The sequence below is a fragment of the Vannielia litorea genome, assembly GCF_019801175.1.
Lineage (GTDB): Bacteria > Pseudomonadota > Alphaproteobacteria > Rhodobacterales > Rhodobacteraceae > Vannielia > Vannielia litorea_B.
In genome coordinates, this window is record NZ_JAHVJR010000001.1 from 1,984,115 (window position 1) to 2,003,990 (window position 19,876).

The window sequence follows — 19,876 nt, forward strand, 5'->3', positions numbered from 1 at the left end:
GCACTCTGGCAAGGACCCCTGGCGCCCATGGCACGCGACTCCAAGCAGCAGCTCCAGATCCCGATCATGTATGCCTTCCGCGAGGCCCATCGGGCGCGCGATGCCAAGATCGACGGCACCACCTACCAGGATGGTCAGCGCGTGCTGACAGACCGCGCCGCCGTGCGTCGCCGCGGCGCCAACGAGGCGCAGCTCAAGCGCAACCTCGAGCTCGATCTCGTGCAGCTCGCCAACACCATCAACCTCGATGCCGTCATGGATGTGGATGATCTCGACTACGTACAGAAGTCGATCCTCAACTACGGCGTCGTCGACCTCTCCAACCTCACCTCCGAAGACATCCGCGTGCAGCGCGTGCCCCAGCAACTCGCCCGCGCCCTGCTCAACCACGAGCCGCGTTTCGTGCCCGAAAGCATGGATGTGCAATTGCGCGAGGAATTCGACGACGTGAACCAGAAGCTGATGTTCGATATCAACGCCGAAATGGCCTGCAAGCCGGTGGATATTCCGCTCGAATTCGTCGCCGAGATCGACGTAGGCTCCGGCAAGATGAAATTCTCCAATATCGAAGGCGCCGGATGAACCGCGAATTTCTCAATGCCTACAACCGCGAACTCGCCGTGCTCTACGAGCGTTCCAAGGAGTTTGCCGAGGAGTATCCGGGCATCGCCGAGCGCCTTGGCGGGCTGACCGAAGACAAGCTCGATCCCGGCCTCGCCGGGCTGTTCGAGGGCACCGCCTTCATGGCCGCGCGGGTGCAGCTGGCAATTCAGGGCGAGTTCGAGACCTTCACCAACGCCCTGCTCGAACAGCTGATGCCCGACTACCTCGCGCCCACCCCCTCGGCGATGATCGTGCAGGCCAAGCCGGACTTCTCCGAGAAGGATCTGATCAAGGGAGAGGGCTTCAAGGCCGGCTCCTATCTCGATGCCACCTATGTCGAGCGCGAGCAGCGCGTCTCCGCCCGTTTCCGCCTCTCGGCCCCGCTCACGCTCTGGCCACTGGAGCTGGATACCGCCACCTACATGCCGTCGCCCGGCCCGATGCAGGCGCTCGGCATCGACGTGATGCGCCAGACAGCGGCTGGCCTGCGCCTCCGCCTCGTGCGCCGCACCGACAACTCCGAGCGTGACCCCGAGCTGCCCCCCAAGAAGGGCGACAAGCCCGCGCTGGTCAACGAGGTGCTCTGCAACGAGCTGCCGGTCTATCTCAACGGCCCCCGCGCCGATATGGTCGCCCTCTACGAGCAGCTCTTCGCAGACACCTGCCGCATCACCCTGCGCTACCTCGACCGTTCCGGTGACCCGGTGTTCCTGCCCTGCCCGCCCGGCTTTCTGGAGCAGGTCGGCTTCCGCGAGGACGAGCGGCTCTTCCCCGAGGAAGACAAGATCTTCGAGGGCTTCTCGCACCTGCGCGAATACTGGATTTTGCCGCAAAAATTCCTCGGCTTCCGGATGCGCGGTCTCAAGCGCCTGCTGGCCCGCATCCCCGCCCCCATGTTCGACGTGCTCATCGAGTTCTCCAAGAGCCAGCCCAAGCTGGCGGCACTCATTGAGCCCGACAATTTCCGCCTCTACTCCGCGCCCGCCGTGAACCTCTTCGAGGAGCGCTGCTCCCGCGTGCGCCCCGACCCCAAGTTCAACGAGTATCTCGTGGTGCCGGATTCCAGCCCCTCGGTGAACTACGAGGTCCAGCGCATCAAGGAGGTCTACGCCCACTATCCCGGCATGCGCAAAAAGGTCGAGGTCAACCGGCTTTACTCCCAGCCCGATGGCGAGGTGCGCCCGGCTGATGCGCTCTATTACAACCACACCCGCAAGCCCCGTCGCCTGACAGAAAAAGAGCGGCGCTTCGGCTTTGGCGGCGATTACGTCGGCACCGAGACCTACCTCAGCATCTACGAGCCCGCCGGGCTGGATGACGAGGAGCGCGTGCAGCGGCTTCAGGTCATCGCGCTCTGCTCCAACCGGCATCTCGTCCAGCAGCTGCCCATCGGCCAAAGCCAGGTCGACTTCCGGCTGACCGACGATGTGAACGTGCCGCTGGCCTGCATCTCCGGCCCCACCCCGCCCCGCGCCTCCATCGCCGATCTCGATCACAACGATCCGCGCATCGGCCACCACGGCGAGGTCATGTGGCGGCTGGTGAACCTGCTGAGCTTCAACCAGCTCGGCCTCAAGGACCGCCATGCCGAAGATCCGGCAGGGGGCCTGCGCGAGCTTCTCGGCCTGTTCTCCGACATCGGCGACTCCGTCACCGAGCGGCAGATCCGTGGCATCACCGGCATCGGCTCCCGCCCGATCACCCGCTCGCTCCGCCGCGAAGATGGCTACCACGCCGCCCGCGGCACCGAGGTCACCCTGCGGTTCGACGAGCGCGCCTTCGAGGGCACCGGCATCATGCTGCTCGGCGCCGTGCTCGACCGGTTCTTCGCCGATTACGCCCATATGAACAGCTTCACCGAGACCGTGCTCGTCTCTGACAGCCGCGGCGAGGTGATGCGCTTTCCGCCCCGCTCCGGCACCGGGCCGCTGCTGTGAGCGCCAAGGCGAAAGACGACGCCGCTGGCGACGAGGCGCCCCTGCCGCTGGAAGAGGCCCGCACCCGGCGCGACATGCTCGAGGCCGAGCCCTACCGCTTCAACATCCACGCCCTCCTGCGCGAGCTGGAGCGGATGTATCCCGACAAGCCCCGCATCGGCCGCAGTCAGGTTCTGGCGCAGGAAATCGTCGATGTCGGGCAAGACCCCTTCCTCGATTTCCCCGCCTCCAACGTGAAGGCCTTCGAGGTCCGCGAGGGCGAAGTCCCACGCCTGCGGACCAAGTTCCTCGGTTTCTTCGGCCCGCAGGGGCCGCTGCCGATCCTCACCACCGTCGAGGCGATGCGCTGGCAGGAGGCGGGCGATGATGCCTTCGTCCGCTTCGCCGACATCTTCGCCACCCGCTTCCTCCAGCTCTTCCACCGCACATGGGCCGATGCCCGCCCCATCGCCCAGTTCGACCGCCCGGAGGAAGATCGCTTCGCCGCCTATGTCGGCTCCATGATCGGCATCGGCACCGCGCCCTACCGCGATCGTGATCGCGTGCCAGACATCGCCAAGCTGCCCTTCGCCGGGGTCATGGCGAGCCGGGTCAAATCGGCCAAGCGGCTCCAGCAGGTGCTGGAGGGCGTGCTCGGCGTCGACGTGAAGATCCGCGAGCGCGAGGGCATCTGGCTGGAGTTCGAGGAAAGCGACCTCTCGCGCATCGGCCAGCAGGGCGCCGACCTCGGGCGCAACACCTACGCCGGTCGCCGGGTCTATTCGATCAACGACAAGGCGGTGATCGAAATCCGTACCGAGGCGCTCGACAGTTACGAGAGCTTCCTGCCCGGCGGAGACATGTTTGAACGGCTCGCCGATATGGTAAGGTTCTACCTGGGCGAGCAGATAGATTTCGATGTCGAACTCGCCCTGCCCCGCCCGCTGTGCCCCAAGGCGCAGCTCGGCACCAAGGGGCGGCTGGGCTACACCACCTGGACGCCGCTGAAGGCCGACGACAAGGGCACCAGTGCGGACGATTATGTTTCAGACGCCCGGTTCAGCCTTCATCAGGCTGTGATCGGCAGCATTCAAACCGAGTAACAAGACAAGCATTTAAGACAGGGACGGAAAAAATGTCAGACGTGAGCCTCGAAACAGTCGCCGGCAAGCTCAACCGCACCGGCTACGACGCCTTCATGAAAGCCCACCGCCACGCGCGTTCCGAGGGCAACCGCAACGTCGAGGTGGCCCATTGGTTCTACCACATGGTCGCCAACCAGAAGAGCGACATCTCGGTTTCGCTCGAAAACTACGGCATCGACCGCTCCAAGGTGCTGGGCGAGCTGCAGAAAAAGATCGACGAGTATCGCAAGAACGTCACCGAGATGCCCGGCTTCGCCGAGGGCGTGATCGACCTGCTGGATCGCGGCTGGCACTACGGCACCCTGCTCTTCGCCGAGCCGCAAATCCGCACCGGCCACCTTCTGGTGGCCACCCTCAAGAGCAAGGAACTGCTCCGCGCCCTCAAGGAATGCTCCCCCACCCTCGGCGGGCTGAACGTCGAGACGATGGTGAATGACGCCCGCGGCGTCTGGGCCCTGTCGGAAGAAGATGACCAGCGCCCGATGGACGGCTCCGGCCTGTCCTCCACCGGTGGCGGCGGTGGCGGGGCCGAAGGCGGCTCCACCGGCACCACCGCCCTGGATCGCTACTGCGTCGACCTCACCGCGCAGGCCTCCTCCGGCAAGATGGACCCGATCGTGGGCCGAGACGACGAGATCCGCAACATCATCGATGTGCTGATGCGCCGCCGCCAGAACAACCCGATCCTCACCGGCGAGGCCGGGGTGGGCAAAACCGCCGTGGTCGAGGGCTTCGCCCAGCGCCTCGCCTCCGGTGACGTGCCGCCGCAGCTTCAGGGCAACCGCCTGATGAGCCTCGACATGGGCCTGATGCAAGCCGGCGCATCCATGAAAGGCGAGTTCGAGCAACGGCTCCGGCAGCTGATCGACGAGGTGCAGGGCTCCGCCACCCCCATCATCCTCTTCATCGACGAGACCCACACGCTGATCGGCGCAGGCGGCGCGGCAGGCACCGGCGATGCCGCCAACCTGATGAAGCCCGCCCTCGCCCGCGGCACGCTCCGCACCATCGGCGCGACCACCTGGATGGAATACCAGAAGTATTTCGAGAAAGACCCGGCGCTCACCCGCCGCTTCCAGCCGATCACGGTGGACGAACCCGACATCGAGCGCGCCTGCTACATGCTGCGCGGGATCATGTCGCCGATGGAAAATCACCACAAGGTGCGCATCTCCGACGAGGCCATCGTCGCCGCTGTGCAGCTTTCGGCCCGCTACATCCCGGCGCGGCAACTGCCCGACAAGGCCGTGAGCCTGCTCGATACCGCCTCCGCCCGCGTAGCCATCAGCCAGTCCACCACCCCCGCCCGCGTGGCCGACCTCAAGGCGACCATCGCCAAGTTCGAGGCCGAGCTTCTCGGCAAGGAGCGCCAGTCCGAGCTGGGCGAGACCGCCGAAGAGCGCAAAGCCGAGGTGCTGGAAGAGATCGAGAAGGCCAAGGCCGATCTCGCCGCCGCCGAAAAGATGTACGAGGACGAAAAGGCCATCGTGCAGGAGGTGCTGGAGCTGCGCGCCCAGCTCACGGGCGAAGGCTCCGCCGAGCTCCCGGTCGACAAACCCGGCGAGGTGCCCCCCACCCCCGAAGAGGCCCACGCCGCGCAGGACGCCGCCGATGAGGCCGCCGAGGCCGAGGGTGATGCCCCCGAAGAGGCCGCACCCGCCGAGCCGGTCGAGATCGCGCCCGAGCACGCCGCCCCCGCGACCGGGGATGACGCCGCCAAGCTGCGCGAGGCCCTTGCGGCCAAGGTGGCCGAGCTCGATGCCCGCGATGCCGACGACCGGATGATCTACTCCCACGTCGATTATCAGGCCGTCGCCTCCGTGGTCGGCGATTGGACAGGCATCCCCGTGGGCCGCATGGTGGCCGACGAGGTGCAGGCCATCCTCACCCTCGCCGACCGCCTCAAGGAGCGCGTCTGCGGGCAGGATCACGGTCTGGAGATGATCGCCAAGCGCATCGAGACCTCCACCGCCAAGCTCGACAACCCGGGCAAGCCCATCGGTGTCTTCATGCTCGCCGGTCCCTCCGGCGTGGGTAAGACAGAGACCGCGCTGGCGCTGGCCGAGGCGATCTACGGCGGCGAGCAGAACATCATCACCATCGCCATGTCGGAGTATCAGGAGGCCCACACCGTCGCCCTGCTCAAGGGCGCGCCTCCGGGCTACGTCGGCTACGGCGAGGGCGGCAGGCTGACCGAGGCGGTGCGCCGCAAGCCTTACTCCGTGGTGCTGCTCGACGAGGTCGAAAAGGCCCACCCCGACGTGCATGAACTCTTCTTCCAGGTCTTCGACAAGGGCCATATGGAGGATGGCTCGGGCCGCTCGATCGACTTCAAGAACTGCCTGATCCTGCTCACCTCCAACGCGGGCACCGATGTCATCATGGATATGTGCCAGCAGGGCGAGGCCCGTCCCGATGCCGAGGCGCTGGCCGATGCCCTCAAGCCTTCCCTGCTCGAGGTCTTCCCCCCCGCGCTGCTGGGCCGGATCGTCACGATCCCCTACTACCCGCTCGGCAAGGATGTGCTGGCGATGATCACCAAGCTGAAGATCGGCTCCATCGTGAAGCGCGTGCGCGCCAACCACGGCGCCACCATGACCTACACCGATGCTGTGATCGACCACATCGTCAGCCAGTGCAACGACCCGGACTCGGGCGGCCGGATGATCGACAACATCATCACCCAAACCATCCTGCCCGACCTATCCCGCGCGATCCTGACCAAGGCCGTGGGCGGCGAAGAGCTGAAATCCGTCACCGTCGACGTGAAAGACGAAGCGTTCGACTACCAGCTCGCCTGACCGGCACACCCCATCCCGGCCCTCATCTCAGGGGGCCGGGATGGCACCCCACGCCCCGCGCGCGGCACCCCGAAGCCCCGTTCGGCGCCACCCCACACAGCATGACCCAACGTCAACTCGCCGTCAGGGTGAAAATGCCCACCCGCTGTCGCGCGATTGTCTCGTTTCTGCCCCAATTGACCCGGAGTTTACCTTCACGTCATCAGGGGAACCCGAAATGGAATTTCTGACCACCATCACCGTTGGACAGGTGATCTCCGCCTTTCTCGTCTGCGTCCTGCTGCGCGAGATTCTCTACACCGTGTCGCACTTCCTGCCCGACAGCGTTGCTGGCCCCGGCGGCTGGATGATCGACACCGGCCCTGAAGGCCACGAGGGCGAGTAACCCACCCTGCGGCGTCAGAAGCTGGTTTTGCCCGGCTCGCGCCGGATGAGCACCTGTAGATCGGCCACGTTGGTGCCGGTCCCGCCCGTCATCAGCAGATCGCCCGTCAGCTTGAGGCCGTGGTAGGCATCGTTGCGCGCAAGGTAGTCACTCGCGCTCTTGCCCGCCGCCGCCAGCCGCGCCCGCGTGCCGTGATCCACCATGCCCCCCGCGGCGTCCGTCGGGCCATCCCGTCCGTCGGTCCCGCCGGACAGGAACACCCACTCGCCCGGCCAATCGGCCAGCTCCGCCACTTTCAGCGCCAGTTGCTGGTTGCGCCCGCCCATGCCGGGGTCGGCACAGAGCTTCACCGTGGTCTCGCCGCCGAACAGCGTGATCCCCGGCCCCATCTCGCCCGCCGCAATCACCGCGCGGGCAGCCTCTTCCACATCGCCTTCCAACGGCTCCAGCACCACCCGTGCCCCCGGCGCGGCGCGTTCCATCGCCATCACGCTGACGCCGTTGGAGCCGATGATCTCGTTCTGCGCCGCCGGCAGCGCGGGCGGCTCATCGGCCTGTCGTTCCAGATGCCGCCGGGCCGGCTCCGGCAGGCGCTCCCAGATCCCGAGGCTGCGGCACATCTCGGCGGCCTCTTCGCGGCTGCCACTCGGCGGCGCGGTGAGGCCCGAGGCGATGGTCGAGAGGTCATCGCCCAGCACATCCGAGAGCACCAGCGCCCGCACCTCCGCCGGCGCCGCCGCCCGCAAGAAGCCGCCGCCTTTCAGCCGTGAGAGTTGCTGGCGCACGAGGTTCATCTGGTGAATATCCGCGCCCGAGGCGAGCAGCGCGGCGTTCACCGCCGCCTTGTCGGCAAGGCTCAGGCCTTCCACCGGCGCAGGCAGCAGCGCCGAGCCGCCGCCCGAAACCAGCGCCAGCACCCGCTCGCCCTCGCCCGCGCGCGCCAGCATATCGAGCACCGCCTCGCCTGCCGCGAGGCCGCCCGCGTCAGGCACCGGATGGGCGGCGATCATCACCTCCGCCCCCGGCACCTCCACCGCGTTTTCCGGGTTGGTCACGACCAGCGCCGCCTCCACCGGGCCAACCCGCTCCAGCGCGGCGCGCATCATCGCGGGGGCCGCCTTGCCCACTGCAATCACGAACCGGCCCTGCCAGCCCTCCGCCTCCAGCGCCCGCGCCACTGCCGCGCCCGGATCGGCCGCCGCAATCCCCGCGCGGAAGATCAGTTCCGCCTCGCCCCGCATCGCCGCCCGCGCGGCATGCGCACTCTCGCTTTCATCCATCATGCGCGCACCTTTCCCCAAGCCGCCCCCGAGCGCCAGAGGCAAGGCGCAAAACCTCGCTCTGGCACCCGCTTTCGGCTAACGTGAATAAAGCGTGAAGCGGGCTTCCCCAATTTGGAAAGCCGGTTAACGTGGGGTCATTGCCATGGGGGAGTTTCATGACTCAGGCGCAGAAGGAGCCACAAACTGACGAGGTCCGGGTCATCTGCATCCGCCTCTTCGGGGTGTTCGCCCTCTCCTGGGAAGATGGCGACGAAATCCGCGTCCGCTCCACCAAGATCCGCGCCATGCTGGCCATGCTGGCCACCGCGCCCGAAGGCACACGCACCCGCGCCTGGCTGCAAGACATGCTCTGGGGCCGCTCCGGCCACGAGCACGGCCGCGCCTCGTTGCGCCGCGCCCTGACCGACCTGCGCAACCTCTTCGGCGAGGATTTCGTCGACCTCTTCGAGGTCAACAACTCCGAGGTCCGGCTGCACCTTGAGCGCATCCGCATCACCGGCACGCTGGAGGATGGCGACTTTCTCGAAGGCACCGAGATTTCCGAAGATGGCTTCGAGGAGTGGATTCAGACCCAGCGCAAGAGCAACCGCACCATGCTCTCCGCCGTCGCCCGCACACGGCCCGGCCGGGTCGCGCAGGAGATCCTCAATCGCGGTCTTCACCTGCAACCCTCCATCGCCATCCTGCCCTTCGCCACCGCCCGCGGCTATCAGGGGCCCGTGCAGCTGGGTGACATGATCTCCGAGGAGATCTCGCGCTCGCTCTCCCGCAGCCACATGCTCGATGTGATCTCCCACCTGTCGTGCCGCACGCTAGATGCCCGCTCGGTGGCGCTGGAGGAGATCCGCGAAAAACTCGATGCCGACTACGTGGTCGCGGGCAACTACCGCACCCAGGGCGACCACATCATGCTCAACGCGGACTTCATCGACATCAAGACAGGCCGCATCAGCTGGACCCGCGAGATGTCCAGCTCGCTGGCGGACTTCCTGCGCGGCGGCGATGATCTGGTCGGCGGCCTCGCAGGCGAGATCGGCCGCGCGGTGATGGATACCTCGCTCGACCTCGCCGCCACCGCCCCGCTGCCCGATGTCGACAGCCACGCTCTGCTGATGAGCGCCATCACCCTCATGCACCGCCTCTCGGTGCAAAGCTTCGCCAAGTCCCAGACCTACCTCGAAGAGGTGATCGAGCGCGTGCCCGACAGCGCCATGCTGCACGGCTGGATGGGCAAATGGCACTGCCTCTCGGTGGTGCAGGGCTGGTCCTCGCGGCTCGATGAAGACACCGCCACCGCGCGCGAATACACCGCGCGGGCGCTCGATATCCAACCCGACAACTCCTTTGCCCTCACCATGGACGGGCTGGTCAACAACAACCTCCTGCGGCGGCACGACGTGGCCATGCGCCGCTATGACGAGGCCATCGAGATCGACCCGAACAACGCCATGGCCTGGCTGCTGAAGGGCACGCTCCACGCCTTCACCGATGACGGCGCCCGCGCGATCACCTTCACCGACCGCGCCCGCGCCCTCTCACCGCTCGACCCGCACGGCTATTTCTTCGACGCGCTCGGCGCGGCGGCCAAGCTCTCGGGCGGCGATTATCAGGGCGCACTCGAGCTGGCTGACCGCTCGATCCGCGCCAACCGCCGCCACGTCTCGACCCTGCGGGCCCGCATCGTCGCGCTCTACCACCTCGACCGCATCGAAGAGGCCCGCGAGTCCGCCGAAACGCTGCTGCGCGCCGACCCGGGGTTCAACATCCGCGGCTACATGCGCGACCACCCGGCCGCCGAATTCGAAATCGGGCGCGTCTGGGCCCAAGCCATGCGCGAAGCCGGAATACCAAATTGAAAAATGTTTTAACGGAGAGGGTGCAATGTCTATTTCAACGGGCGTGACAGGGGTCACGGGAGTAACCGGCGTCACGGGTGTGACCGGTGTGACAGGCGTAACCGGGGTGGCTGGCGTCACCGGGGTCACGGGCGTGACAGGCGTCACCGGGGTGACGGGGGTGAGCGGCGGCGGGCTGTCGATCTCCATCCTCACCTCTCGCGATGGCATCATCGGCCCCTACGAGGCGCTCGCCAACCCGCCCGCGCCGATGCCCGCCAACTCGCTCGACACCCTCAAGGAATGGGGCGCAACCGAGCGGATCATCATGATCGCGGGCGAGCTGATGGGCTCTCTGGGGGTGATCGGCTCGGGCGAGAGCGCCTCGGTCTTCCACCTCACCACCACCGGCGGCGATGCCGACAATCCGCCCACAACCGGCTACGAACGGCTGGTCAAGCTGACCCGCCCCTCACCGGCGGACTTTCTGGCGCAAACCGAGATCGTGCATAACTACGCCGATCTGCGGGCCGACCGTGCGGGCGAGATCCTCGGGCAGGTCGGCTACCCGACCGAGTATTTCGCCCCCATCCTCGGGCTGCGTCAGGGGCTGCACAAATACACGCTTGAGCTCATCGCGCTCTGTCAGGCCATCGCCTCCAACGTGGTGCTTCAGGTCAAGCACCGCCTCGCCTGCCTGCGCCCCGATCGCTACTCGGGCCAGATGATGCCGCTGATCCAGACGCCGGGCCACGGCGCCCTGCCCTCCGGCCACGCGACCGAAAACCACGCCGTCGCGCGCATCCTCTTCCACCTGATGAAGGGCAAGGCGCAAACCCCCAAGCAAACCGAGCTGCTGCTGGCCACCGCCGCCCGCATCGCCGTCAACCGCACCGTCGCGGGCGTCCACTTCCCGGTCGACAGCATCGCCGGGGCCGCCCTCGGGCTGGCGCTGGCCGATTACCTCGCCCAGCGGGCCGGGGCGGATGATGCCGTTGTGAAGCAAACCGAGTTCGACGGCCGCGGCGCCGGGGCCACGACCGATTATCACCTCTCCAGCGTCTATGACTTCACCGCCGATGAACCCTCCGATTTCGGCACGTTCATCACCCGCTCCGCGGCAGTCGGCGGCGTCACCAATGCCCCGCTCTTCGCATGGCTTTGGGAGAAGGCACGGGAGGAATGGGCCTGACACCGGCCCGCCCGCTCCTGTCCTCCCCCGCTTCAGAAGGCCTCGCCAATGACCACGATCAGCTTCACCCCCGAGGACGACCCGGAACGCGTCACCGCCATGTTCGATCCCTATTCGGCATGGTCGCTGCGATACGCGCTCGACTTCGACCTGACCGCAACCGAAGACCGGGATGATCCCCACGACTTCCGCTACATGTTCACCGTCGACACCATGCAGGCGGGCGACATCGAGGATCTGCCCGAGCCCTTCCGCGTGGAGGGCGAAACCGACGTTGTGCTGTTGACCCGCTCGGTCAACATCGACGGCGGGGTAGAGAGCGCACAGGCCACCTTCCAGTCCATCGCGCCCTTCGACCCGGCACAGAACCGCTTCAGCAAGCTGGCCCCTGCCGAGGGCGGCGAGAAACGTCTGGCCGATGCGCCCCCGCCCGATGAACGGGCCGAACTGGCCGCGGCAGAGGCGGAAGAGGCCGAGGATCAGGCCCAGCCCGGCTCGCGCGACACGCTCCATTTCCGCGCGCCGTTGCGCAAGATCTCCTTGCCCACCGGCGCCACGCGCACAATGGAATACACCGCCCAAGACTTGCCCGAGGCGACAACCACCATCGTCGGGGTGATCGACGATGGCATCAATCCGCTCCACAGCGCCTTCCGGGGCAGCACCGGCACGCGGGTCGATTTTGCATGGGTGCAAGACGCCGCCGCGCCCTCAGGCAGCACCACCGTCCCCTTCGGGCGCGAGCTGACCAAGGCCGAGATCGACGCCCAGCTTGCCCTCGCCCCCAAGCCCGAGATCGACCAGCTCCACGCGCTAGGGCTGGCCGACTACGCCCGCGCGGGCGTCAACACCGTGGCCCACCGCCTCTCTCACGGCACTCACGTGGCCTCGCTGGCAGCGGGGGATGGCCCCGATCACCTGCGCCTGCTCACCGTGCAACTGCCCGCCACCGTCACGATGAACACCTCCGGCGCCTTCATGTCGCCCTTCGTACTCGCCGGTGCCGCGCATATCCTCGACCGGGCCTGGCTGATGTCGCTGGCCGAGGGCTTCCCGATCCCCGTGGTGATCAACTTCTCCTATTCGCTCTCCGGCGGGCCGCACAACGGGCTGCACTTTCTGGAGCGGGCAATCGACACGCTGGTGCAGGCCCACCTCGAACGGCTGGCGCGCCAGTTCCCCACCAAGCCCGGCCGGGCCGAGGTGGAGGTCGTGCTGCCCTCCGGCAACCGCCTCGCCGCGCGTGGCCACGCGGAAAAGCCGGGCGATCCGGCCGGCCCCTCGGTCAAGACCGTGCTCACCCTGCCGTGGCGCGTGCAACCGGGGGATGAAAGCTCCAACTTCCTCGAACTCTGGATGCCCCGCACCGCCGCCGGGGTAGAGCTCTGGCTCACGCCCCCCGGCGGCACCGCCACCCGCGTCACCGGCCTCTCGGCCAGTCAGGCCGTGGTGATCCACCCGGCAGGCAACCCCGCCGCCGTCATCGGGCGCATCTCGCTCGACCGGCAAAAGGGGCAAGAGGCGCTCGACGGCGTGGCCCGCAAGAAGCGCGTGCTCATCGCGCTGGCCCCCTCCTGCATGCCGCCCTCCGTGGGCCGGCGGCCCGCGCCCTCCGGCCTCTGGACGGTGGAGCTGCGCGCGCGCATCACCGACGAGCAACGCATTGAGGCGTGGATCCAGCGCGATGACGCGCCGCTGGGCTACCGCAGGCCGGGGCGGCAAAGCTACTTCGACGATCCCGCCTACCCCCGCTGGGATGCCATGACCGGCCCCGCAGACTATGACAACGGCGCTTCCGTTGTGCTCCGCTCCGGCAGCCTGAATGGCATCGCCACCGGGCGGCGCAGCACCGTGGTCGGCCCCACCGTGACCCGCGCGCCTCACCTCTCCTCCGGCTTTCCCCCGGCCGGCGATGCCCCCGGCGCACCGGGTTACGAGCGCATCGGTCTGGCACCCGAACGCGCCGCCGCGCTCTACGGCGCCTCCGCCGCGCCCCACATGCGCCGCCCCGATGCCTCCGCAGAGGGCGACCGCTCGCTGGTAATGCAAGGCGTGCTGGGCGCCGGCGCCGCCTCGGGCAGCCGGATGCCGATGAACGGCAGCTCCGTCGCCGCGCCGCAATACACCCGGTTCTTGGCCGACGGCTACCTCGGGCTGGCCCCACCCGGCCCGGCACTCTGGCCCGCGGCCAATGAGGCAGAGCATCAGGCGCGGCTGGGCGCCCGTGCCCTGCCACCGCAATCGAGCGGTGTGGCGGTGCATCGGTAGTGAAGTTTGAGTGGTTGGCAGGCCCTGTCGATTTGCACAGGGTCAGGTGAAGGAAACTGGATTTGAGGATTTGTCTGGCGAACGGCGAGTTCGGGCCACGGCCCGAAGAGGTCCCCCCTCCCGAAGGCGCATTGCATCCGGGCTATTTCTTTCCCGATGCGGCCAGTGAAGAGCGGCTCGGCCTCAACCAATTGCTGACCCGTCTGGGTGATGCGATGGATGCCGAGGAGATGGCCTCCTCCGGCCCGCTGACCGAGGTGCTGGCCCTCGTGCCGCTGGCCGCGCAGGCCCTACTCTGCTTCGTCACCACCGAGCGGTCCCGCATTGTCGAGCCGGTCTTCGCCAGCGAGGGGCTGGTCCCGCTCGACCGCGAGCCTATGGCCCATTACCTCGCCCAGGCGCATCTCTTCGCCCCCCGGCCCGACCCGCTGCTGCCCCCGCCCGCCGCACGGCTGGCCGACGCGCTGGCCCCCCTGCCCGATCCGGCAGGCGCGATGCACTGGCTCCTGCTGCACCGGCTCCTCCCGCTGCTCTGCGATGTCCCGCTGCTCGAGGCCGTGCGCGCCGCCCGCGCCCCGCTGCTGGCCTCCGTGCCCGGCGGCCCGGTGCTGCCGCTGGAGTTCGGCGTCGCCCTGCTCTCCGCCGCGCCCTTCCGCCAGCCCTCCTCGCGCCACCTCGCGCTTTCCTACTGGTTCAACATCCCCACCGCTCAAGGCGTGCTCACCGCCCTGCGCCAGTCCGACGCCGCCCGCGCCGGGCAATTCCCGCTCATGCCCCGGCTGGAGCGGGCCGACCTCTGCCGCGGCGAGGCCGGCGCCGTGCTGGTGGAGCACGATCTGCACAAGCGCACGCCGCTCTGGTTCTATCTCTGGCGCGAAAAGGCCCTGCTGGGCGCCGCCGGCCGCCTCGGCCCCCTCGCCGCCCGCCTGCTCGCCGAAGGCCTCATCGGCCTCGTGGCGCATTTCGGCAGCGAAGATATGGCCTTCTCCGAAGAGGAAACGCCCCCCGAAGGCACGCTGGAGGCTTGGGAGGCAGCGCTGGCCTGAACCGCTCCAGCCGCGTTACCCATCCCACTCCGGCATATGATTGCCGCGCGTCGCGGCCACGAGAGCAGACGCGCGCGCGTCATCGGGTTCCCGTGCCACACTACCGACCGCACCGATCGCACGATCGAGATGCGCCATCACCGTGAGGCACCGATCCAGCGCATCGCGGCCATAGGCCCGCACCTCGCCGTTCAACTCGGTGCACAGCTCTGCATCGCCATAATGCCCACTCGGATCGGCCGTTACCCCCAACAGCCCGTGGCACAGCCGGTTCCTGATGTCCTGTACCGCCCTGATCCGCGCCAGAACCTCCGTACGGAAATCCGTCTCGAACCGCCGCCCGGCATCCGCCTCTTCCAGCAGGCGCTCCCAGGCCGCCAGCCTCTGCGCAAACCCTTCGCCCGGCCTGTGGGCCGCGCCCCCCAGCGCTTCGATATCGGCATCCACCGCCCGCTCGATCCGCGACCACAGAAGCAAGATCGATCCGACCCGACCCTTCATCTGATCAAACGTCACCGGATCGAACCTGCCGTTCATGGACGTGGCCGGCTCCTCTTGCATCCTCCCGGCCCTCCCTACGGCTCGTGAAACGCCTCGCCCGCCTTGTTCAGCGGCTTGGTCAGGTAGCTCAGCACCGTCTTCTCGCCGGTGTGCAACTCCACATCCGCCACTAGGCCCGGTCGCATCTCGATCCGTTCCTGCCGCGCCGTGCGGGCGCTCTCGTCAATCTTCAGCACCACCTTGTAGTGCGCCTCCCGATCCGGGCGGCGCTCGTCCTTGAAGGTATCGGCGCTGACGAAGGAGACCTCCCCCTTCATCGAGCCATAAATCGTGTAATCATAGGCCGAGAGTTTGATCGTCGCAGGCTGGCCGGGCCGCACAGTGGCAATGTCGCGCGGCTTCACCCGGGCCTCCACGAAGAGCGCATCGCCCAGCGGCACGATCTGCAAGATCTCTTCACCGGGCCGCACCACGCCGCCGATGGTGCTGACGCTGATCTTGTTCACCACACCTTTCATCGGCGAGCTGATCTCGGTGCGGGCCAGCTGATCGGCGCTTACTTTCATCTGCTGGCGCAGGCCCGCCAGCTCCTTCAGCGTCTCGGCATATTCATCCGCCCGGCGCAGCGCTGCGGTGCTCACCACCTCGTCATGGCGCGCCCGCGCGTCCGAGGCGGCTTTGCGGGTGCGCGTCACCTCGATCAGCGCCACCACTTTCTGCGCCAGCATGTTCTCCATCAGCTCGTTCTCGCGCTCGGCCTGCTCGGCCACCTTGCGCGCGCCCTCAGCACGGGCGGCATCGTCGCCCTGCCGGGCGGCCAGAAGCGCCCGCTCCGAGGCCACGATCTCCGGGCTGCGCTCTGCCAGCGCTTCGGGCACCGCAAAGTCGCTCAGCCCCTCCATCTCCGCCTCCAGCCGCAGCCGGCGGATCTCCAGCGCGGTGATCTTCTCGCGGATATCGTCCACATTTGTCTGAAACCCGGTGCCCTGAAGCCGCGCCAGCACATCGCCCGGCGCCACCTCGTCGCCCTCCCGCACCATCAGCTCCGCCAGTATCCCGCCTTCGAGGTTCTGAATGATCTGCGGCCGCGAGGCGCTCACCAGCTCGGCAGGCGCGCGCACGATCTCATCGACCTTGGCAAAACCCGCCCAGAGCAGAAACACCACCAGCGCCAGCCCAACCGTCCAGATTAGCCTTGAGGGTCCAGCCAGCCGGGTGTCGAGCTGGGCATCAAACCCCGTTGGCTGAGATGGTCCGGGCGCGCTCCAGCTGCTCACGCCGCACCGCCCAGCGGCAGCTTCTTCGCCGCGCCGCTCTTCTTCAGATGCGCCAGCACCTCATCCTTGCCGCCATCCACCGCGATCCGGCCCTGCCCCAGCACCACGATCCGCGACGACAGGCTCAGGATCGGCAGCCGGTGGGTGGCAATCACCGCCGTCCGGCCCTGCAGCCATGCGCCAAGACGCGCGACCAGTTGCGCCTCAAGCGCCTGATCGAAGGCGGCGGTCGGCTCGTCGAGCAGCAGCACACCCGGGTCCTGCAACCACAGCCGCGCCCATCCCACACCTTGCCGCTGGCCCACGCTCAGCCCCTCACCACCATCGCGAATGTCGAGGTCCAGCCCCTTCGGGTGGCTGCGCACGAACTGCCCCAGCCCGGCAAAATCGAGCGCCGCCAGCAGCCGGTCGTCATCGCGCTCCAGCAGGTGCATGTTGAGGTTGTCACGCAGCGTGCCCGCCACCAGCCGCACGTCCTGCGCAAGGTAGCCGATGCCGCGCCGCAGGTCGGCGGGGGCGATCTGGCCAATGTCGGTGCCATCCAGCATCACCCGACCCTCGGTCGGCGCGTAGAGCCCGGTCAGCAGCTTCATCAGCGTCGATTTGCCCGAACCGTTCGAGCCCAGCACCGCGAGCGTCTCCCCGGCCCGCACCTGAAGCGCCGAGATGTCGAGCACGGGCGCGGCGTCTTCGTCATAGGCAAAGCGCGTGCCAAGCAGCGTGTAGCTCCCCTTCAGGTGCTCGCGGCGCAGATATTTCCGGCCCTCGGCCACATCCTGCGGCGCCTCGGCCACCCCGTCGAGGCCCGCCAGCGCGTGGCGCACGTTCGACCAGCGCGACAGGGTCGCCGCCAACTGGCTCAGCGGTGCCAGCGTGCGGCTCGTCAGGATGCCCACGGCGATGATCGTGCCCACGGTGAACTCGCCCGCGAACACGAGGAAGGTGCCCATCACCACGGCGGCCACATAGGTCGCCTGCTGCACCCCTTGGCTCCAGAAGGTGAGCGCGGCAGCAAGGCGGCGCTGCTCGGAGGACTTCAGCGAAGACAGCGCATTCAACTCGTCCCACGCGCGCATCAGCCGCTCTTCGCCGCGCTGCGCCTTGATCGTGTCCAGCTCGTACACCGCCTCATGCAGCACCCGGCCCGCCTTCACGTTGGCGCCCTGCGTCTCCTGCGTGAGCTGCATCATCCGCCGCTGCATAAACCAGCCGGGCAGCACCATCAGCGCGCCGCCGATGATCAGCACCCACACCACCGGCCCCGCGATGGCAGCAACCAGCAACAGGAACAGGCCGATGAACGGCAGGTCCGTCAGCGTCCCGATGGTCCCGGCGGTAAAGAACTCCCGCACCGAGCCGAACTCCCGCATCGTGGCAAACAGCTCCGAGGGGCTTTGCGCCCGCTTGTCCGAGCGCATCCCCACCACCCGGCTCATCAACAGCCGCTGCACGCTCAGCTCGATCGTCCGCCCGCCGCCATCCATCAGCCGCGACCGCGCCACCTTGAGCAGCCCTTCCAGCAAGATCGCCAGCCCGGCACCAAGCGCCAGCACCCAGAGCGTCGCCATGCTCTGATGCGGGATCACCCGGTCGTAGACCTGAAGCGAAAACAGCGCGACCGAGACCGCCAGCAGGTTGGCCACCAGTGAGCCAATCGCAATCTCGGCAATGTAGCGGCGGAATCGCGGGAACTCGCCCCAGAACCAATGGGGCTTCTTCGCCCCGGTCTCATGCGCCGCGGCCACCTCGGCCAGCGTCACCTCGGCCTTCAGCACCCGGCCCGCATAGTGCGGGGCAAACTCGGTCAGTGGCACCACTACCCGGTTATCGGCCCCGGTCTCGTCATAAACCGTCAGCTCTTCGCCCTGCTGCGAGAGCACCAGCACCAACTGGCCGCGCTTCATCTGGGCGATGGCGGGCCATGTCGCCGGGCTCGGCTCGGCCTCCCGGCGGATCGCCGCGAGCATCCCGGCCTGGCTCAAGGCGCCCGCCAGCGCCTCCACCGTCACCGGCCGCTCCGCCCCGCCGCTCCGGGCGATATCCTCGGCAATGTCGCGGCCCAGCAGCTCCTTGCCCAGCAGCCCCGCATAGGTCGCCGCCAGATCGGCGCGCGCCTTCAGCCGCTCCGAATTGCCGCGCGGCGCAGCCTCCAGCTCTGCAACCGGCGCGGCCACGGCCTCCGCCGGCGCGGCGCCTTGCCTGCCGCCCACAACACCGCGAATGCCAGCCCGGCTCATCTTCAACTTCAGCGAGGTGCGCGGCGCGGTCATATGCGGCTCCCGTCCACCAGGAGGCCAAGCTCCGCGGCGATCTTCAGTTTCGTCAACGCGGCCTTGTGGGTCAGGCCCACGCGCTTGGTCTCGGCATCCATCCATGTCTCGAACACGCCCACCACGTCGAGCACCTTGCGCTGCCCGCCGTCATACTGCCGCTGGTAAAGCTCGTAGTTGCGCCGGGCCTGCGCCGCGAGCCCAGCCTGCTCGGCAGCCTGTCGCTCCGTCGCCGCAAGCTGCTGGCGCAGCGCGGCGAGCTTACGGGCGCTCTCCTCGCGGGCCTGCCCCAGCTTCGCCTCCGCGCCCTCCTCGGCAGCCTTAATTGCCCTCAGCCGCGCGGGCGTGCCAAAGCCCAGCCCGTTCTCCGCGCCCACGGTCAGCACCGGATCGCCGCCGCCATCGCCTACATTCGCCTGCGCCGAAACACCGGGCAGGTAGCCCGCCCGCTCGATTTTTGCCTGCGCAATGAGCCGGGTCTTGTCGGCCTCGGCCTTCAGCACCCCCAACGTCTTCTCCGCGCCGCCTGGCACCCGCGCCTCGCCCAGCCCACGCAGGCCCTCCAGCGGGCGGGCCGACATCGCATTCAGCTCCGCCAGCGCCGTGGCCGCCGTCTCGTCCCCCGCCTGCATCGCGGCGCTCACCTCGGCCCGCTTCTGGCGCATGACCGACAGCTCCGAAAGGTCAGAGACCCCGCCACTCACCCGCTGCTCCATCACCCATTCGAAGTGCTTCATCTTCTCCAGCCCCGAGGCGGCCACGGCGGCCTCGGCCCGGCCCTGCTCGGCAGTGATATGCAGCGTGAGCGCGGTAAGCACGCGGGCGTTGGTATCCTCGGCCAGCACCACCGCGGCATGCTCAACATCGGCGGCGGCAAAGGCGCGCTCGGCCTTCTTCCGGCCGCCCTGCCAGATCACCTGATCGACGATGATGGAGGTCACCAGATCGCCCAGCGACGAGAGTGACACGCTCGGCCCGATGCTGGGCAGCCAGTTCTTTTCGGCGGCCACGGCCCGCAGCTTGGCTGCCCGCAGCTCGGCCTCGGCGGCGCGGGCATTGGCCGCGAGCACGGCATCCGCCACCTGCGCATAGGCCGACCCCGGCGCAATCACCGAGCGGCGGCGCAGCAGATCGGCGATCACCACGCTCTCAGAGGCCTCCGCCTGCCCAAGCGCGGGGGCCGCCGGGTCCCGCGCCGCACGCGAAGCTTCCCCGCCCCCAAGGCAGCCCGAAAGCAGCGCCAGAACGGCACCCGATAGCCCTAGTCTGCTCATCGCGGGGCGCATCACGCCTCCTGTCCCTGCCTCTGCCCGGGCGGCGCCTCTGCCGTGCGCCGTCCCGGAAACCGCTCCCG

The 19,876-nt window shown here is 68.1% G+C and carries 14 protein-coding genes; 9 read left to right on the plus strand and 5 right to left on the minus strand.

The features are described from left to right. Positions 1-27: 27 nt before the first annotated feature. From KUV38_RS09720 to KUV38_RS09740, 5 genes are all read left to right on the plus strand, one after another. On the plus strand, positions 28-582 hold the full coding sequence (locus KUV38_RS09720; RefSeq protein ID WP_222469854.1) for a type VI secretion system baseplate subunit TssE: 555 nt from the start codon (positions 28-30) through the stop codon (positions 580-582). Then, positions 579-2,540 (plus strand): type VI secretion system baseplate subunit TssF, encoded by a 1,962-nt coding sequence (tssF, locus tag KUV38_RS09725; RefSeq protein WP_222469855.1) that lies wholly within the window; start codon positions 579-581, stop codon positions 2,538-2,540. The genes KUV38_RS09720 and tssF overlap by 4 nt, the downstream gene beginning before the upstream one ends. After that, positions 2,537-3,622, plus strand: a complete 1,086-nt coding sequence (gene tssG, locus KUV38_RS09730; protein ID WP_222469856.1) for a type VI secretion system baseplate subunit TssG — start codon at positions 2,537-2,539, stop codon at positions 3,620-3,622. Before tssF ends, tssG begins: the two co-directional genes overlap by 4 nt. Positions 3,623-3,654: 32 nt before the next feature. Next, positions 3,655-6,465 carry a type VI secretion system ATPase TssH gene (tssH, locus tag KUV38_RS09735; RefSeq protein WP_222469857.1) on the plus strand — a complete coding sequence of 937 codons (2,811 nt, stop codon included), beginning with the start codon at positions 3,655-3,657 and terminating at the stop codon, positions 6,463-6,465. A gap of 217 nt (positions 6,466-6,682) precedes the next feature. Further along, positions 6,683-6,850 (plus strand): hypothetical protein, encoded by a 168-nt coding sequence (locus tag KUV38_RS09740; protein ID WP_222469858.1) that lies wholly within the window; start codon positions 6,683-6,685, stop codon positions 6,848-6,850. A gap of 14 nt (positions 6,851-6,864) precedes the next feature. Here the strand turns inward: KUV38_RS09740 and KUV38_RS09745 are convergent, their stop codons facing one another. Further along, positions 6,865-8,133 (minus strand): glycerate kinase, encoded by a 1,269-nt coding sequence (locus tag KUV38_RS09745; protein WP_315898610.1) that lies wholly within the window; start codon positions 8,131-8,133, stop codon positions 6,865-6,867. A 155-nt stretch (positions 8,134-8,288) separates the two neighbouring features. On the opposite strand from KUV38_RS09745, the gene KUV38_RS09750 reads away from it, so the two are divergent. From KUV38_RS09750 to KUV38_RS09765, 4 genes are all read left to right on the plus strand, one after another. After that, positions 8,289-9,989 (plus strand): FlgO family outer membrane protein, encoded by a 1,701-nt coding sequence (locus KUV38_RS09750; protein ID WP_222469859.1) that lies wholly within the window; start codon positions 8,289-8,291, stop codon positions 9,987-9,989. Between the two features lie 25 nt (positions 9,990-10,014). Continuing rightward, positions 10,015-11,160 carry a phosphatase PAP2 family protein gene (locus tag KUV38_RS09755; protein WP_222469860.1) on the plus strand — a complete coding sequence of 382 codons (1,146 nt, stop codon included), beginning with the start codon at positions 10,015-10,017 and terminating at the stop codon, positions 11,158-11,160. A 48-nt stretch (positions 11,161-11,208) separates the two neighbouring features. Continuing rightward, on the plus strand, positions 11,209-13,428 hold the full coding sequence (locus KUV38_RS09760) for a S8 family serine peptidase (protein WP_222469861.1): 2,220 nt from the start codon (positions 11,209-11,211) through the stop codon (positions 13,426-13,428). A gap of 62 nt (positions 13,429-13,490) precedes the next feature. Continuing rightward, positions 13,491-14,474, plus strand: a complete 984-nt coding sequence (locus KUV38_RS09765) for a hypothetical protein (RefSeq protein WP_222469862.1) — start codon at positions 13,491-13,493, stop codon at positions 14,472-14,474. Positions 14,475-14,489: 15 nt separating this feature from the next. Here the strand turns inward: KUV38_RS09765 and KUV38_RS09770 are convergent, their stop codons facing one another. From KUV38_RS09770 to KUV38_RS09785, 4 genes are read right to left on the minus strand one after another with little or no spacing between them, the layout of a single operon-like run. Continuing rightward, complete coding sequence (locus KUV38_RS09770) at positions 14,490-15,011, minus strand: hypothetical protein (protein WP_222469863.1); 522 nt, start codon at positions 15,009-15,011, stop codon at positions 14,490-14,492. A 38-nt stretch (positions 15,012-15,049) separates the two neighbouring features. Then, positions 15,050-16,252, minus strand: a complete 1,203-nt coding sequence (locus KUV38_RS09775) for an HlyD family efflux transporter periplasmic adaptor subunit (protein WP_222469864.1) — start codon at positions 16,250-16,252, stop codon at positions 15,050-15,052. After that, positions 16,249-18,522 (minus strand): ATP-binding cassette domain-containing protein, encoded by a 2,274-nt coding sequence (locus KUV38_RS09780; RefSeq protein WP_261385192.1) that lies wholly within the window; start codon positions 18,520-18,522, stop codon positions 16,249-16,251. Before KUV38_RS09780 ends, KUV38_RS09775 begins: the two co-directional genes overlap by 4 nt. Next, positions 18,519-19,808: a TolC family protein gene (locus KUV38_RS09785; protein WP_222469865.1), complete on the minus strand. Its 1,290-nt coding sequence runs from the start codon at positions 19,806-19,808 to the stop codon at positions 18,519-18,521. The genes KUV38_RS09780 and KUV38_RS09785 overlap by 4 nt, the downstream gene beginning before the upstream one ends. Positions 19,809-19,876: the final 68 nt, after the last annotated feature.

Bases quoted from the DNA above. Each gene is read 5' to 3' on its own strand.
- KUV38_RS09780 (WP_261385192.1), bottom strand. From the start codon at position 18,522: ATGACCGCGCCGCGCACCTCGCTGAAGTTGAAGATGAGCCGGGCTGGC.
- tssF (WP_222469855.1), top strand. From the start codon at position 579: ATGAACCGCGAATTTCTCAATGCCTACAACCGCGAACTCGCCGTGCTC.
- KUV38_RS09720 (WP_222469854.1), top strand. From the start codon at position 28: ATGGCACGCGACTCCAAGCAGCAGCTCCAGATCCCGATCATGTATGCC.
- tssH (WP_222469857.1), top strand. From the start codon at position 3,655: ATGTCAGACGTGAGCCTCGAAACAGTCGCCGGCAAGCTCAACCGCACC.
- KUV38_RS09760 (WP_222469861.1), top strand. From the start codon at position 11,209: ATGACCACGATCAGCTTCACCCCCGAGGACGACCCGGAACGCGTCACC.
- KUV38_RS09755 (WP_222469860.1), top strand. From the start codon at position 10,015: ATGTCTATTTCAACGGGCGTGACAGGGGTCACGGGAGTAACCGGCGTC.
- KUV38_RS09750 (WP_222469859.1), top strand. From the start codon at position 8,289: ATGACTCAGGCGCAGAAGGAGCCACAAACTGACGAGGTCCGGGTCATC.
- KUV38_RS09740 (WP_222469858.1), top strand. From the start codon at position 6,683: ATGGAATTTCTGACCACCATCACCGTTGGACAGGTGATCTCCGCCTTT.
- KUV38_RS09770 (WP_222469863.1), bottom strand. From the start codon at position 15,011: ATGAACGGCAGGTTCGATCCGGTGACGTTTGATCAGATGAAGGGTCGG.
- KUV38_RS09745 (WP_315898610.1), bottom strand. From the start codon at position 8,133: ATGATGGATGAAAGCGAGAGTGCGCATGCCGCGCGGGCGGCGATGCGG.
- KUV38_RS09785 (WP_222469865.1), bottom strand. From the start codon at position 19,808: ATGCGCCCCGCGATGAGCAGACTAGGGCTATCGGGTGCCGTTCTGGCG.